This window comes from Mangrovitalea sediminis (assembly GCF_002514725.1).
Classification (GTDB): Bacteria; Pseudomonadota; Gammaproteobacteria; order Pseudomonadales; family Oleiphilaceae; genus Mangrovitalea; species Mangrovitalea sediminis.
The window spans coordinates 215,269-230,927 of record NZ_NTLB01000007.1; the positions used below are offsets into that span (position 1 = coordinate 215,269).

Here is a 15,659-nt window from a genome sequence, read left to right on the forward strand (position 1 = left end):
GGCTCTCGCACATGCGGAGGTAGCCACTGCAAAAGCGGCCGTCGACGCTTTTTATAAAACGTCTCTCACCACGAATTTCGTCCAGTAATCCGTAAACATACCGAGCGGTGTTAGCGTTCATGCCGTCCTCTTTTGCGGACACGGACAGCATTGCTGAGGCTAAAGCAGCGTGCCGTCCATGACAGTAGTTTTGGTCAGTTTGGCTAGTGCATTGAGAAGTGCAGCCCGATAACCAAATAATGTCGCCAAAACTTCATAAGATTAGATGTCCATAGGTAAATAACCAGTACAGATGCGACATATCACCTTTTATCGGGCGCGAACCACGCTCATCGGTTCAGAATCAGCAAAAGTCTGGCGTGCTGCATATTCCTTGAGGTGTTTAAAGATATAGGGCAAAACGGTCGGCCCTTTATGACGTACGTGCCAGACTTTTAAAGAGTCCCAAAACCAATCCGGCACAGACTCATCACCAGCATTGACCCGATAGACATGGCAGAAATTGCCTTGTTTTCGGGAAGGGGATCCTTTGGGACCAGCCATATAAAAGCCCGTTAAGCGATTTATCCAGATACCTGTCGTCGCTTGAAGCGCACCGGCGTCCCAAGATGCAAAAGGTGCCTTCAGGCGAGCCCCGTTTTCAGAAAGGAAGTCGTGAAAGTGCTGGTCTGATTTTCGCTTATAGCCAATATCTTTTAGGCTTTCTGCCTCAATCACCGATTCACAGCCAGCCATAATGGTTCGCAGACGAGAAGTGATAGGACTATCCGGATGGCGAAGACAATATTGTTCAAGCAGTGATGCCGGGATACCTTGGCTCAACGTCCGATCAATCTCCGCCACCCACTGATGAATACGTTTTTCATCTGGCAAGCTCACCGCTCCGGTATCTCCAGCCACTATGGCATGACCAGAGTCTGGCCAATAGATAAGGTCAGCGCGATCGTAACCTTCAAAAACCTGTCTCTTGATTTCAGAATTCAGATCAACCTGCAGGCTTTCAAACATCTCATCGGTCAACGCACCAAACTCCAATTGTTTCCCGCGCTTTTGACAGAAATACATGGGCCAACGCGCCTTAGGACGTAGATTCTCATGCTTGGGCCTCATCGACATGATAAACCAGGCATCCTCTGGCAAAGCCGGATATTCCACCATCAGTTCTCGGCGCTTAACCTCCCATTTGATCAGCAACTCCTTTACCAAGACTTCGGCCACATGGGATTTACCCTCCTTGCGCAGCCTCTCTGGATAGCATGACTGTATAACCGCGTCTTGGTATGTTTTGCGGGCTATTTGGTAAGGGTCGACGTCCTTGCTTTCGTAGCTGTCTTTTTCATCTACCAACAAAATATTCAACTCATTGGGCGAGATGTCATCTGCGATCTTGACGTCAAAACCTAGACGTTTAATCTCCGTCTCAAGTCTGGCTGCTGCATCTTCATCGGAGCTGGCATTGATGATCCAAATGGGATTTTCCCGCAATGTCCGGTGCAAGGATTCATAACCCGCGGACACCTCTGCATCACGGACGAGGCGGTGTTCCTCCGGAGTGATAGCCTCCAGTTCAATGCTGACCGCATCCCCATACGCTCGTTTGAGGTCCTCGAAAAAAATCGACAGAACACCAAGGCGTGTGGAGTAGTACGCCTCTAGTGTCGTTCTTGTTAGGTCTACCGCCGGCACTCGGGCTTTGTGCTTTTTTGATAGGGCTTTTCTTACGTATTCACCAGTCCTTGCACGTTTTAGTTCCTGTCCAACAATATCCAGTTCATACCTTGGCAACTTCGCGACGTTGGGGGGAATACGGCCATCTCTTTCATGAATTTTTGTCGGTGTAAACGTGTGCGTTTGAACGGCCAAATACCATTTTCTAGCGGTACGACTCCACGTCGGATCGATACGGACCGCGGTGATGATGTTTCCTCGTCCTGAAAGCTCTCGGTCGCCGGTTACGTAGAAGAGCCCATCCGCCTCAAACCGACCCGGACCATAGCCTGGTTCCAGTAACCGCGGCAGAGCTCTAATCAACAGACTCCTCAAAACCCACCCGTCGACTTGTTCAAAAGGCTCACATCTAACGGCCAGCGATTCGTCCTTCAATTGAATGGACTGGCTGAACGGCAGCAAGAGCCAGTACTTAGACTCTTTGCGATCCTGCACAAGAGAAAGGACTCGGCCTGAATGGTAGATTTTTCCAGGAAGCGTCGGCAGCTGAGTATTACGTTCATCTGTGCTCAATTCGCTGTATGAAACGCTGGCAACTACAAACTTTTCTGCCAAAGCGGCCCGATCAATTGCTTCCATTTGCACAAAGGAGGTCAAAACAGAACTCATTGGCGCTCTCCCATCCACTCCAACATCGACATAACATGCCCTTCGATCACTTCACCGGAACCTCGATCGACCAGGCCTGGAATTTCAATAACAGTACTCATCTGTCGACTAACCGGCGTCAGCTGATGATTTAGGAAGCGACAAATCGAATCTGAAGAACCAAAGAGATTGATGTAAGCGACGTAGCGAATGCCGAGGGACTGCTCCAAGGCCTCCGCTTTTTGTTGGTGATGCTCGACAGTGCCGTCAGCCCGCCAATGTTTGGCATCGATGGCAATTTTTTGAGGATATTCGCGGGTATGGCCGACGAAATCGAAGCATTCAAAAACCGACTGGGGCAAGGGAGAAAGTTCAAAACCAAAGCTCTCTAAAACAGCCCGAATGCCTTCCTCGCCAAGTGCACCTTTGTAAAGATTGAAATAAGCGGCGGGATTCATAAGATAAAAATGGCTTTGCCAAGTCGTGGCGAATCCATTGGTCTCAAAGTGATTGCGGACACAAGAATTCCGCATTAATTGGGGTAAGTCGCAATCTGCCTCACTCACCCAGCGCCCATTGATGGCTTGATCAAAGAACTTGAGCTGATCGTCCGACTCAAGCGCCTCTAAATCAGCATCCAGGTTTCCCGAAAAGAGATAGCCGCCTACCGTGGGCGCTTCCAAATACAGACGAGGATTCTCGCCTGACGGTGTTGCTCTGGTTGGTTCTGTCAGCAACTGACGACGCAAAGTCTCCCAACTTTGAATAGAGGATTGAGGATCAGCGCCCCGAAAGCCCGACATCAGTTCTTTGATTAAGGCCAGCGTATCTGCCGTATACAACGCGGCCCGGTTGTATCGTCGAAGCGTTTCTCGATCCTCAATCGGTGCGTTGATCACAGCTTTCGAACCATCAACTAACGCCAGATATTCATGGGAAAGGCTTTCGCCGGTACGAGGATCCGAAGCCAAAACTTCGCGTAGGTCGCCGTCCGCCAGGAGTTGAATTCTGGATCTTTTGAATGCCGTACGAGCTGTTCGTCCAACCGCCTGTTCGATGACCTTGCGAATCAACCAGGCATAGTCGCCCGTTCTGTAGTACTGCCCCAAATGGCGGTCCGATCGAATACCTATCAGGGCTTGCTTCACCCAGCCCCGGGCCTCTCGAGGCGAGATCCACCCTGCTTCCTGTAAAGCCATAATCTGATGGAAGAGCAACAACTGATTGACTTGATAATCTTCCGCATCTGATAGCAGTTGGTGCGTTGGTTTCTCCAGATATAGCGTATCGATATCAGTGCGTACTTCCACCGGTTCAGGTCCATCACCAACCCAGATCAGTGCCTGCCTGTCTTCGGGATGTTTTACGAGGTAGTCAGGATTCTTACCTTCGCCCATAGAGGCATAGGTGGACAATACAATTACTTTATCGTTTGTGGAGCTAAGGTGAGCCTGGACGGATTCAAAGTCCCCCAAACGCATAGACTGCGCATCCATGCCCGAAAACAGTTTGACTGCGCTCCCCGCATTCTTTCCTTTCGCCGACAGGAAGGTTTCTAAAAACACAACGAACTCTCTATGCCGCGTCGAATCAATAGTGCGATTCAGCAAAACCAGCATGTATCGACTATCTGCCGCGTCCATGAAATGCTGCAGGGCCTGTAGAAGCTTTGACACCCAAGTCAGTACAAAATCATTGCCCGATTCCTGTTGAAGCCAGTGGTTGAGCACTGTCGCAGGCTTACGCACGGCTCGTCCCTGCTGAGATTCCATCACAGCGATTGGCAACTCCCTACCCGCCGTCAAGAACTGCGTTTCAACCTTCACGCCACGTTCATCATATTGTCGACGAGATCGGTAATAACGACCAATCTCTGCCACCTGGAACTCGGAAAGCTCAACAAACCGTGATCCAAGCCGAGTCTTTAGGTAGTCAAAGTCAAAGTTCTTGATCACCGTTCGCGACGTCGCAGTCGCACTAACACCAACAATCTTGGCGCCACCCTCCACCATGCGCGCCAATAAACCCGAGGGTGTCACGGACAGCCCGGTGTAATGGCAGCTGACAGTGTCGAGCGCGCTTTCGTTGCGCCGAACGTCAGTCAGCTTCAATCCATTATCGTGGTAAGTGCGAGACGCCATACGACTGGATGAACCAGATGTTTTATCACGGCGGCCGGAAAAACTAACCTGAGCATCGAAGGCTGCAAACACAGCGTTGCTGAGCTCATGAAGGTTGAAGTGCCGAAGGATCGACATCACAGCGTCTTGATACGTCGCGCCCCGTCCGCTATTGCTGCCGTTGCTGATCTTTGCGGAATTATTTTGGTAGGACCAAACCGACTCACGCATGATCCAGATAAACCGACGAAACAACCAATCAGCCTCATTCACAAAGCGGCTCAAGCGATTGCGCTGTTTGTTGATTTCGGTACCCGATTCCTTCGGTTCGCTATGAATCAGGTTTTTCTGTCGCTTCGAATCCGTTCGGAGCTTAAGAAGGTGTTCAGCACTATGGACATGCGTTACCGAGCGGTCCGAGAAAAGGCGAACTTTCTCATCTTCCAAGCTGGCACCATCGGTGTTGAAGGCGAACTGAATATTCCAGCTTTCGGCAAACTCGGCCAAACCATCTTTCAGGGAGTCAAAATTCTCCTCGATACCTTCATAGAGTGCAGAACGCTCTAGTCGATGCTGCTGGAGATTGGCATGGAGGGTTCGCATGAGTTGAATTAGATCCATCGCCTGCTGGTCTGCCAAAACCTGCAGAATGACTTCATTTTGACGGTCCAGCTCATCAATGATGATGAGCGCCCCATTCAGCTCCCGAATCGGATGCACGCGATTTTTGAGTGTTTGGTATCCAGCAAGAAACTTGCGGGTTGTCATAAAGCAAACACGGGCTGCCTTTCGTCTCAGCTTGTCTCCTGGTATCAGATGATCGAGGTCTCGATAGTCCGACTCGCTCAATGCGACGGGATGATCACCACGCTGGCGAGCTTGTATGCGGCTTAGCATTAGCCGGTAGGTTTCCGAAGCCTTCTCATCAAGAGCCTCTCGGAACCCACCCGTCATATTTGGGTGGGATTCGATCGCTTGCCGCAGTTTTTTAACACCCTGCCAAGCACGACGAATTTGGGGGTCGGTGTTCAGCTCAAACAGATCAATAACACGTTCAACAGCGGCGTCACTCAACTTGAGTAACTGGGATCCTTGGCTGGGTAAATAGACAACTTGCGCGTTTAAAACCGCCTGCTGGCCTGCGGAGAATCGGCGGCAACCATCAACACATTGTGTTTCTATCAGTTCCAACAGCTCTTCATAGGTATGACGCACATTGTCGACAGAGTTCGTGATGTAATAGATCGTTCGAGCAACGTCAGGCTCGCCGCCACCCAGAGCTAACTGGCTGACCAGCTCTTCCAAAATAAGGCTCTTGGCGCTGTGTGTTTTGCCTATGCCCGTTGGGGCGAGAACAGGTACCAGGCAACCCTCATTTGCGGTCCGTCCAATTCTGTCGCTCAGATCTTGCTGCAAGACCTTATCGAGTGGTGATTGAAAAGGCCGCTTCTCCAGATCGAAATCTTTGAACTCTGCTATCATCGTTATCACCCTAACTAATGCAGGGTATTAGGATCGCAAAATTCTGAGGGGAAACTCGATACTGGATAGGTTTCCAATACGTCCAATTTTTGAACAGGTACGTCAAATAGCCATGTCAATCAAGGAAGACGCTTGGGACATACAAAGTAAGTTCCACTTAATCGAAGTAGTCGCCTATTGGGAAGGCCGGGTTACAAACAATCATTTAAAGCAAGCTTTCGGCATAAGCAGTCGAACAACTGGCTCTCAGATTTTTAAACAGTACAACGTTGATACCGGGAATAATCTAAATTATTCAGCACAGCTCAAAGGATATATCCCAAGCGCTACGTTCAGTTTTCGCTTCAGCCAGGGTGACTTGGGGGAATACCTCTCGCTGATGACTCAGCACAAGACATTGAATCCATCGTTTGCTGGGCTACACGATTTGCCGGCACCTACCGAAGCAGTATCAATTCCCCACAGAGCGGTATCCACCGACGTAGTCCGTCAAGTCGTTCAAGCGACACAATGCCATGGGCGACTTGAGATCGTTTATCGATCTCACTCAAATCCCGAAGGAGAAGATCGGATTATCGCGCCGCACACTTTGGTCTATTCCGGCTTGCGCTGGCATGCCCGCGCATGGTGTGAAAAACACAGAGATTTTCGTGATTTCGTTTTGACCCGGATCGCACCCGACGCCGAATTCGTGGACGACGCGCTGCCTGAGGCCAATCCAACTTTAGATGCTCGATGGCACCAATACGTTGATTTGATCCTCACCCCAAATCCCAAATTAACGCTCGGGCAACAGAAAATGGTCGCGCTCGATTATGGAATGGGCAGCACAAATACCCTTCGGATAAAGGTGAGACAAGCCTTGGCTCACTACCTGATGCTATCTATGAACATTTTTCTGGATGAAACACGGTTTAAGCCTGAAGAGCATCCGCTCATTGTGACGAATAAAGATGAGATTGCTCCCTTCATATTCGGATGAGCATTTATTGATTTAGTGCCGCTGCATGTGATTTGGGCGAACGCCTACTCTTAAACTCATTTTCTGCGAGTTCTCCTCCGGAGAACCGATGACGCTAATCGTCGACGTCAACATACTGTGCGATCTCATCTATCTGGACACGGAAGTATTGGCACAGCTTATCCAAAATCTCCGTCGTCGTGTTGTAGCCTCGCTGATTGGCGATCTTCGACAACGTCGTTCGATGTATCCCCGTGGCCTTGGAAACCTCATCAAAGGTGACCCGCCGATTCTCCTGAAATCCCTTCTCTGCCAACAGCTCTTTGAGTCGAAAACGAATCATGGTTTGTCCCACCTGAAAGTCTTCCCAGTGTAGCAAACCCGACGCCCTCCCTCATCTAACGTAGAAAATAATCTACAAACGCTCATTGACAACGACGATTATCATCTTATTATGTAGCTTGTACGCTACATTATGCCACTAGGAGCCACATCAGATGACAACGCACTACCTAACCACCGAAGAGCTAGCGGAACGCATCAAGTATGACCCTCGCACGATTCGTGAGCGCTTGAAGGATTCGGTGCTTCTCGAGGGTATTCACTACATTCGCCCCTTTGGTGGACGAAAAATCCTTTACCTCTGGGAGCCGATTGAACGTGATATGGGCATGCACTCCGAGAATGGCGCCTATGCGATTCCCATGGCCAATGGAGGGGTGATGAATGGGTAGCATTCGAGTTCGTGAATCCACTGAGAAGCTCTTCTTCGATTTTCGCTACGCCGGCAAACGTTGCCGAGAGCAAACAGCGCTGGACAACACACCGGTCAATCGCCGGAAGCTGGAGCAGATTCTCAAGAAGATCGAAGCCGAAATTACGCTCGGCACCTTTGAATATGGGCGCTATTTTCCGAACAGCCCCAACGCTGAGAAATTCAGCAAACGCGCATTGTCAGCCGCTCGTCAGTATCACGAAACACCGCTCTTCAATCAGTTCGCCTGGGACTGGTTTGAGGAGATGAAGATCCAGTGGCGCAAGTCGCATATCGCGACGGTGCGCTTGACCCTGAACAACTACCTGTTGCCCAGGTTTGGGGAAAAAGAGGTTGGCCGCATCACTAAGGCAGACATTCTCGAGTTTCGGGCCTCACTCGCCAAAGTTACGTCCCGGAGCGGAAAACATCTGTCAGCAACTCGCATTAACCACATCATGACGCCTTTGCGCATGATCCTGAGTGAAGCAGCCAACCGGTATGAGTTTAGCTCACCCTACCACGGCATTAAATCATTGAAAGTGCCTCGCACGGATGTGGAGCCCTTTTCGCTGGACGAGGTAAAGCTGATCCTCTCCAGCGTTCGGGCAGACTTTCGCAATTACTACACCGTTCGGTTCTTTACCGGGATGCGTACGGGGGAGATCGACGGTTTGCAGTGGGAGCATGTCGATTTCGGGCGACGACAGATTCTGGTCCGCCAGGCCTTGGTCAATGGCGAGCTGAACTATACGAAAAATGACGGCTCGTTTCGGGCGATCGAGATGTCACAACTTGTGGTCGACGCGCTGAAGGACCAACAGAAGGCAACGGGTAAAGAGAGCTTCGTGTTCTGCACGCGATCAGGGACGCCCCTGAGTCACAACAATGTGACAAAACGCGTGTGGTATCCCCTGCTCCGTTACCTGGGCTTGCGGCAACGCCGCCCCTATCAAACCCGACATACCGCTGCAACGCTTTGGCTCGCTGCAGGCGAAAGCCCGGAATGGATTGCGCGTCAGATGGGTCACACAACGACGGAAATGCTGTTCCGGGTGTATTCCCGGTATGTACCGAACCTCACCCGCCGAGATGGCTCCGCCTTTGAGCGACTGCTTCGATCGGAATTTGATCTGGCCAAGTCCCTGGAGGAGGCAAGCGATGAAGTCTAATGCCCAAATGATCAGCACCATTCCTCAAGGCCTGCTCACGCCAGCCGAACGGCGATTGATCCGAAATATGGCCGGCGCACTTTGTCAGGCGCTGGCCATCTCTCAGGGGAACGACCTCGTACCCGTCTTGGGATTGGGTGGAGAACGTACCAACCTGGAGGCGATGGCGTCCTGGATCCATGGCGTGATGGTGACTGAGGGTATTGTGCCGGCACGAGAAACGTTGTCGCTCTTTCTCGCAAAAGTGGAAAGGCACCTCTCGGCGTGGAGGGAACCCCTATGAAGGCTAACGAAGATCACGCTGTTCGCCTGGCCTTCTGGCGGGATTGCTTCACTATTCTCTCAGTGGATGCACTGGTTCACCCTCTTTTAGGGACACCGCTTTGGAAGCTGCTGCTTTACCGCCGTGGCCGATACGCGGTTGCCTACCTGCAAGAACATCGCATGCCAGCGCAATGGAAGCCTGCTGTCGGTCGACGCATTTTGGCCTCGCTGCGTATCAGTCAAAGACCGGGTAGTAAACAGTTGCATGTCCAGCAGATTGAACCTCTCTAAATCACCGCAGGGCGGCCAACACCGCCCTCTCGCACGTTCAGGGAACGGACGCCTCCTTTTGAGTCTCAGCGCTTACCAAATCTCCTGTGACCACCAAAGCCGACATGACGGCAAAGCGAAACGGCGACCAGAAACGATCCAATTTGCCATGGAACGCCTTCGGTGGGTCCACAAACACATGCGATTTTCCAAACGATCCGAGTCGCCTTTGGTCATCATCAAAGACCTTAACAGTGATCGCCTTTTCTCGGACGGCCAATGTCTTGGCCCAATGCTTCAGCGCGACATGCTGAGGAGTACTAGCGCTCAGATGCACGCGAACCCGAATGCTGGATTCCAACCCCACCCGTTGCAATAGCCGACAAAACATTTGATGGCTCTGGACACTGCGGGTTTTGATTCGCGCACGTGATCGCTGAGCATGTTCGAGCACGCTTGTCATACAGGCATTGGCTTCCTTCGGCGCCGAGCTATGCCACCCCAGCAATTTCTCGTACCACTTGGCGGCGCTCTGCCGCCCGATTTCACCACGGGGCGGCGCGATAAAAGTGGGGAGTTCCGGAAGACCCTTTTGGAAATCCTTTTCGTCCAGCGATCGCTTCACACCTGGCGCTCCTGTCGAAAGTCGAGCACGCTGTTCGATGACTTGTCCTTGCTCGTCGTAATAAAACCCCGAGGTCTGTCGCGTACTCTTCATCGACATCAGGTGAATGGCATTGCGGTGCCACCGCTGAGCGTCGTTCAAAGAGACATCCAGCATCTGCGCCGCCCCCTCCACACCTCGGGGGCGATAATTACCATCGAACCCTGGCACCTTCTCAAGGGCACGCCATGCCAGGTCGTAGGCACAACGGTAATGTCGCTCCGGTCTGTAACCTATCACGGTAACCGGATCCGGAACGCTGGGTTCGCTCCAACGACCCGCCGGCAGCGGCTTGATCGCCGTCTTTGGCCACTGATGGACCACCAGATCACATAACTGCTGAGCCGAAATTGTTCTGTCGTTGAGACCTTGTCGGTAACGAAATTGCTCAATCGCCGCCTGGGATTTGTCCAACAAGACACATTGTTCTGATCGCGATAAATCATGCCCGCGTGCTGGACGCCAAAGGTAGCTACGCGTCAGCCAATCCAGCAAATGGCTGTAGGAAAGCATCGCCTCCCCAGGCGAGGCATGCCCAGCCCACTGCCCCAGCAACCAGGCAGACCGTCGCGTATCCGACAGCCCCGCACTCTGCCATAAAGGCGCCTGCATGGAAGGCAATAACGCTGCGCCACCCCGACCTTGACGCCAGTCCTGGGGTACATGTTCGCCAGGATAGGTTTCCATCAAACGGAGAAAGGTCAGAGAGACGAATGAGTGGCGCAGATGATGAAACCGAAAGGCCGGGTCACCCGTTACCTTCCGCAGGCAAGCGGTAATGGTGTCGAATACGAGCTTTTGATCGGCCGGCAAGCCACTCAAGCCATCGACGGAGAAAAGCGCCTGGTTTCCAGCACGCTCCACGAGTTCAGCCTTTCGCTTACGATAAAAGGCCGTTAAGACTTCCAGTTCATCCTCTTGCAACAGGAGCGAGAGAGGTAACCTGCGGGTGCCCGCCCAGCTCTTGATCCCGCTGATTTTGTTGGGCCGCACGAGAAGTTCTTTGCGCTGCACCCGCGGATGATCAAGTCCAGGAAAGTCCGCCAAAAGGCGGCTCCAAACTTCACCACGCCTCAAGCCACAGCGATATCCCAGTATCAGCACCAATTCTTGAATGTCCGTAAGAACCGTATCGCCGCTCTTGCGAATCAGTTGACGCACCCTGAGATATTCTCGGGGTGTCAGCAGACGGGCGTCGACTTGTCGTTTGCCGCCATGCGCACCAAGGTCGACGGGCGGCACACCGTAGTGTGCCTCCAGAAACCGATGGAACTCCGCCAGCCTCGCGGTAACATTCCCCGAAGAGGACTTCGACTTGGCGATACAAACTTCATAGATGGCTTGCCACTCGTCGGCATCCAGTGTTTCAGGTGCCATCAGATCCGGGGAATGGATGATCAGCTCCCTGCCAACCCAATGTAAATAACGCACAACAGAACTGGGCGCGAGCCTGCTCTTGACCATTCCCCCATCCCGCACCAAATGAATGGCCCAGGCTGTCAGCAATTGCAGAATAGGACTCAAATCCGTCCGGCTGACAAACTTCTTCAGATCCGATAGCAACTCGGCCGGGGTTTTGGTGACCGAGCCCCCCTGCTCCTTCCGATAAATAACGCGGCACAGCTCTTTGAAGGCTTGGAGCTGATCACCCAAGATCGGATGACACTTAACGGGTGGAGGCGTCAGATAATCCACGTTCCCCGTTTCATCCTCGCCCACCTCCGGCGTCACCTGCTTACCGGAAACCAACCGCATCCAGTTAGCCTGGAGTAATGGAGTCCCCAGGTGCTTTGTTCGCAGGTAATGGCTGACAATGCCCGGTAGTTCGACAACGGTTTGAGCGCTGGACAACGCGGCTATTTGGCTGAAGGTCAATCGCTTTGCGTCATCCTTCGAACACAATGATTTCGCGTAGCGCAGTATCAACTCCTGGGCAGACGCGGCGGTCTGACTATTGCGTTGTTGGGGCCAGGACCGTCCATAACGCTTATACCAACGCTGCAGCAGTAATTGGGTAACCGGCGAAGGAAAGATTCGGCGACGCAAATCATCACTGTCCGCGCTCATACGACTATGTTCGAGCCCCAGGTCCAACCAAACCACCTGTTTATGTTTGCTGATACCACCGGTAATACCGCCAGGCAATTGGTCAAACCAGTGCTTTGAAAAACAGTACGAGTGCATGAGAAAGCTGAACAACAACTGTCCCGCATCGCGGGCTTGATCCAGTTTGGCGTCGACGGAACGTTCCGATCGCAGATCGTGCCAAAAGGCCGCCAGCAATCGCTGGGCCTGCTGAAGCAGGACAAAGTTATCGGGCGTCGCTGACGAAATTTCTGTCGGGTTCACGGACAACGGTAATGGTATGGGCATCCGCCAATCCAACTCTTTGCTCCCTCTGTGAAGACCCGCCACCAAAAATCGTTGCCGTTCGGCAAGTCCATATCCCGAGGCGCCTTCACAGACCTGTTGAAAGAGTTGATCGACGTGCTGATCATCAAGTCGAACGGCTGGCTGACCGCTGAAAATGTCCGGTTGTAGCTTCGCCAATCGCTCTATCACGATGGAGTGCTGCCTCACTCGACGGCGAAGTCGGTCGCTCGCTCGCCGCCGCTCGCCGTGTGGGTTGTCTCCCTCAGCCGCCTGAAGTTGGCGTTGGAGCTTTTCAATCGGTTCGCACCACCCTTTCCAAGCCGTTGCTGTAGAGCTCATACCGCACCGACCTCACACTCAAATCCAAGATCGTGAAGAAGGCCATCCAAAACAGCACTCAACTGATAACCGAAATGCATCGGATCAATACCAGAGTATTTCGACCAAGGTTCCTGACCCGCACTCCAGTGCCCCATAAACTGATCGACCGTAGACCCGGGAACCCCTCTCGCTCTCAGCGCTCCTCGCAACCAATGGCGGCTGAGGTTCAAAGGAAGAGATTCGGGGTAGGACCAACTGAGCCGGGTGTTCATGGAACGAGGACGAACGCGAAGGGACTTTAGATCTGATTCGAGATAAAACAGGAACGGCGTATCCTCGGCAGGACTCCCCGACCATGCCAAGTGCTGAGTAAGCCAATGAACATGACTTTGATATGCACTGATCTGTGCACTCAGCAAGGCACATAGCGGTACCATTCGAGCATGGCCGAAACCGTCTCCGGTTTTGTCGGCAATGGTGATAAAGCCGGCTTGAATATTGACGTCCGATTCTCGCGCTACAGGCTCGCCTACCGCGCGATAACCCGTTGCGAAGAACAACATCACCAAGCAATAGTTGGTATAAGCATTATGAAAACGTTGCAGCCCTTCCGGGGATCCCAACAGTTTTCGGTCCACCTTAAGCTGTGCCCGCAAATCAGCCACCAAGAGTCGCCCGGCAGCGTCATCCAGGACGAGATCAGAGCCGACGGAGCCGCCGATCATATCGCGCTGTATCAGCTTCCATTGATCATCGTCGGTCAATAGATGAGCCCACGCATTGGCAACCTTCGTATAGCAATCTACCAACGTTTCTCGGTCGCAACTGTGGTAGTAAAGGGCAGCGGATTCGCCATAGGGCGCCTGTTTACCAGTGATCAGCGCGGCTTCTGTCACATCCGTGGACTGTTGCATCACTTCGGCAAACAATTGGTGTTCGATCCGGTGCAACGTCAGACGTGCCTGCCGGCCCGAATTCAGCCTGGAGAGCGCGTCTCGAATCTGCTCTTCAATTTGCAGATCCCGATCGGCGTGAAATAACCTTGCAGAACGTTCCCGCGAGCGGGTGGCAGCTGTTTTGATGAGGGGAGCTAAAAGACACCAAAGCGGCGATGGTACGGGTAACATCAGTACATCTTGATGGTGACGGAGATAATCCTGCCAGCGTGATTCCCGCTTGCGTCGCGCGGCGGGTTTTAGTGCACCTGTTCCCCAAGCCTGCTTCTCATATACGAGATAGACCGCTGAAGGGCTCGGGTCTAACGGCAACTGAGCAACACCGTTCACGACCCTCGCGGCACGAACATCCTCAAATGATCTCCCGGTCAGAAGCATGAGCAGTAATGTCGATGTTAACTCCGACTCGATAGAGTAGTGGTCGTAGGCAAACTGCAACAACGTAGAGACTTCATGCTGGTTCAGCTCATCCCAACGGCCGGGCAAAACTTGCGCACTCCTCCGGCGATGCAGTAACTGTCCTCGACGGCGCAAGACAGATTGCACGGGCGTTTCACCCTTTGCGGTCTCAAGCACCCCTACGCTTTGAACGAGAGTGGGCCCATCTTCGATTTCCTGAATGGCATTACCCGCTCGGAAATGGTCCGTCTTGCGTCTTTCCTGAAGACTGCGACGGTTTTGGTAAACCCGGAGTTCAGGACGATGGATTTCGCCGTCAGCATCGACGATGGATAGCTCTTCTTCCACCTGGAGCTCAGCCTCAGCATCGTTACCGGCGAAACGAACAACGCCGGAACCCCCTGTTTGGGATCGCCCTAGAACCGCAGAAAAGTAGCGATTCAAATATCCCAGGTAGCGACGGTTGTCCTCGTCGACGGTTCGCACGTCGTAGTCTAGTAAGGTGCCTTCGGCGGAAAGAATGAAATCCAGAGGAGATGGCCCGTGAGCCTCTAAGAGCCCTATCACGCCGCCTCGCAAGAGGCGCACTGCCATCCAAGCCTCAACAAGACGCCGATCAAGAAGTGCCTGCTGCGATTGCTTTTTCGGGTCGTCGTTAGGTAACGCATGTAGCCGCCGCTGCCAGTCAGCCGTCCAAATAACTAGCATCGCGGCGACGTAACGTCGTGCTGGCTCTATCTCTTTTCGTTTACCCAGTTCGTGAAGTCCCGCATGTTGGGGGAAATCCGTCTTGAGCCCGCTAATACCCTGGGGGGCTTCAGTCACCTTGAGCCATTCGTATACCGATGTACCGCGAACCAGTTGCTCACAGATTTCCGTGAGCTTGCCAGAGTCAAACGAGACCGGCGCGCACCATTCAAGCTCTGGCAGCACCCTTAAGACACCGCTAGCTACGTGAGAGACCCCATACCAGTCCCCTCTAGGTCGAACAATCAACTCAAGTTGCTGCTCCGCCGAGAGCATATCGAACGTCTCGAACATCAGGACTGCTCCTCAAACAAACCTATTTGCCTGAAACGAGAGGGCAGTTCCTTTGGCGTTGGCAGTTCCGTGCGCCGGTTGATACCCGTTAGAGCAGCAAACCCCTGTCGAGAAGATAGCTGCGCTGAAACTGGCGCCCACCCTGCGCCATCTAATTCCATCCACAACGTAAGCAGGCTGTGCCGCGCAAACACAGCGTCCAGCCCATAGGCCAGATTCCCCAATAACGCGGTGTAAAGTAGCCACGTTCTTTTCATGTGCACCGGCATCTTGGGCAGGACAATCACCGGTATACGCGCGTCCGATGGCAGTGCCTGCAAACATTGGGCGACGCGACTATTTCCAACGGTTTGATAGTGCGACCCTCGCTGGATGACGAGCGGGGGATGACAAAGCGCCATCAACTGGAGCGCCTCCGGCTCCAAGGCCTCAGGTTTCGTCAACGCCGGAATCTGCGCTGCCAAAACTTTCATTGTGCTCGGTGGAACGTCGGCAGGTGCCTTGAGTCGTTCCCGTTTAATCCAACGCATCTGTGATTTATCGAAGTCGATACGGCTCAACTTCTT

General features: G+C 52.8%; 12 protein-coding genes. 6 read left to right on the forward strand and 6 right to left on the reverse strand.

The features are described from left to right. Positions 1–309: 309 nt before the first annotated feature. Together CLR77_RS18035 and CLR77_RS18040 are read right to left on the reverse strand one after the other, a co-directional pair. Complete coding sequence (locus CLR77_RS18035; RefSeq protein ID WP_097462099.1) at positions 310–2,337, reverse strand: hypothetical protein; 2,028 nt, start codon at positions 2,335–2,337, stop codon at positions 310–312. Then, positions 2,334–5,918, reverse strand: a complete 3,585-nt coding sequence (locus tag CLR77_RS18040) for a hypothetical protein (protein ID WP_097462100.1) — start codon at positions 5,916–5,918, stop codon at positions 2,334–2,336. Before CLR77_RS18040 ends, CLR77_RS18035 begins: the two co-directional genes overlap by 4 nt. Before the next feature lie 112 nt (positions 5,919–6,030). On the opposite strand from CLR77_RS18040, the gene CLR77_RS18045 reads away from it, so the two are divergent. Then, positions 6,031–6,900 carry a helix-turn-helix transcriptional regulator gene (locus CLR77_RS18045; RefSeq protein ID WP_097462101.1) on the forward strand — a complete coding sequence of 290 codons (870 nt, stop codon included), beginning with the start codon at positions 6,031–6,033 and terminating at the stop codon, positions 6,898–6,900. A gap of 94 nt (positions 6,901–6,994) precedes the next feature. On the opposite strand, the gene CLR77_RS18050 is transcribed toward CLR77_RS18045, so the two are convergent. Next, a complete protein-coding gene (locus CLR77_RS18050; RefSeq protein ID WP_097462242.1) occupies positions 6,995–7,222 on the reverse strand; it encodes a helix-turn-helix domain-containing protein in 228 nt (75 codons plus the stop codon). A gap of 154 nt (positions 7,223–7,376) precedes the next feature. On the opposite strand from CLR77_RS18050, the gene CLR77_RS18055 reads away from it, so the two are divergent. The 4 genes from CLR77_RS18055 to CLR77_RS18070 are packed head-to-tail and all read left to right on the forward strand — an operon-like array spanning position 7,377 to position 9,360. After that, positions 7,377–7,613, forward strand: a complete 237-nt coding sequence (locus CLR77_RS18055; protein WP_097462102.1) for a hypothetical protein — start codon at positions 7,377–7,379, stop codon at positions 7,611–7,613. Continuing rightward, positions 7,606–8,805, forward strand: a complete 1,200-nt coding sequence (locus CLR77_RS18060) for an Arm DNA-binding domain-containing protein (protein WP_097462103.1) — start codon at positions 7,606–7,608, stop codon at positions 8,803–8,805. Before CLR77_RS18055 ends, CLR77_RS18060 begins: the two co-directional genes overlap by 8 nt. After that, positions 8,795–9,088 (forward strand): hypothetical protein, encoded by a 294-nt coding sequence (locus CLR77_RS18065; RefSeq protein WP_097462104.1) that lies wholly within the window; start codon positions 8,795–8,797, stop codon positions 9,086–9,088. The genes CLR77_RS18060 and CLR77_RS18065 overlap by 11 nt, the downstream gene beginning before the upstream one ends. Continuing rightward, positions 9,085–9,360 (forward strand): hypothetical protein, encoded by a 276-nt coding sequence (locus CLR77_RS18070; protein ID WP_097462105.1) that lies wholly within the window; start codon positions 9,085–9,087, stop codon positions 9,358–9,360. Before CLR77_RS18065 ends, CLR77_RS18070 begins: the two co-directional genes overlap by 4 nt. A 37-nt stretch (positions 9,361–9,397) precedes the next feature. On the opposite strand, the gene CLR77_RS18075 is transcribed toward CLR77_RS18070, so the two are convergent. Further along, on the reverse strand, positions 9,398–11,758 hold the full coding sequence (locus tag CLR77_RS18075) for a site-specific integrase (protein ID WP_143269442.1): 2,361 nt from the start codon (positions 11,756–11,758) through the stop codon (positions 9,398–9,400). A gap of 423 nt (positions 11,759–12,181) precedes the next feature. Between CLR77_RS18075 and CLR77_RS20160 the strand changes: the two genes are divergently transcribed. Continuing rightward, positions 12,182–12,331, forward strand: coding sequence for a hypothetical protein (locus CLR77_RS20160; RefSeq protein WP_158227237.1), 150 nt, complete (start codon positions 12,182–12,184; stop codon positions 12,329–12,331). A 380-nt stretch (positions 12,332–12,711) separates the two neighbouring features. On the opposite strand, the gene CLR77_RS18080 is transcribed toward CLR77_RS20160, so the two are convergent. Beyond that, complete coding sequence (locus tag CLR77_RS18080; RefSeq protein ID WP_097462107.1) at positions 12,712–15,093, reverse strand: hypothetical protein; 2,382 nt, start codon at positions 15,091–15,093, stop codon at positions 12,712–12,714. Further along, positions 15,093–15,653, reverse strand: coding sequence for a hypothetical protein (locus CLR77_RS18085; RefSeq protein WP_143269443.1), 561 nt, complete (start codon positions 15,651–15,653; stop codon positions 15,093–15,095). The genes CLR77_RS18080 and CLR77_RS18085 overlap by 1 nt, the downstream gene beginning before the upstream one ends. Between the last annotated feature and the right edge of the window lie 6 nt (positions 15,654–15,659).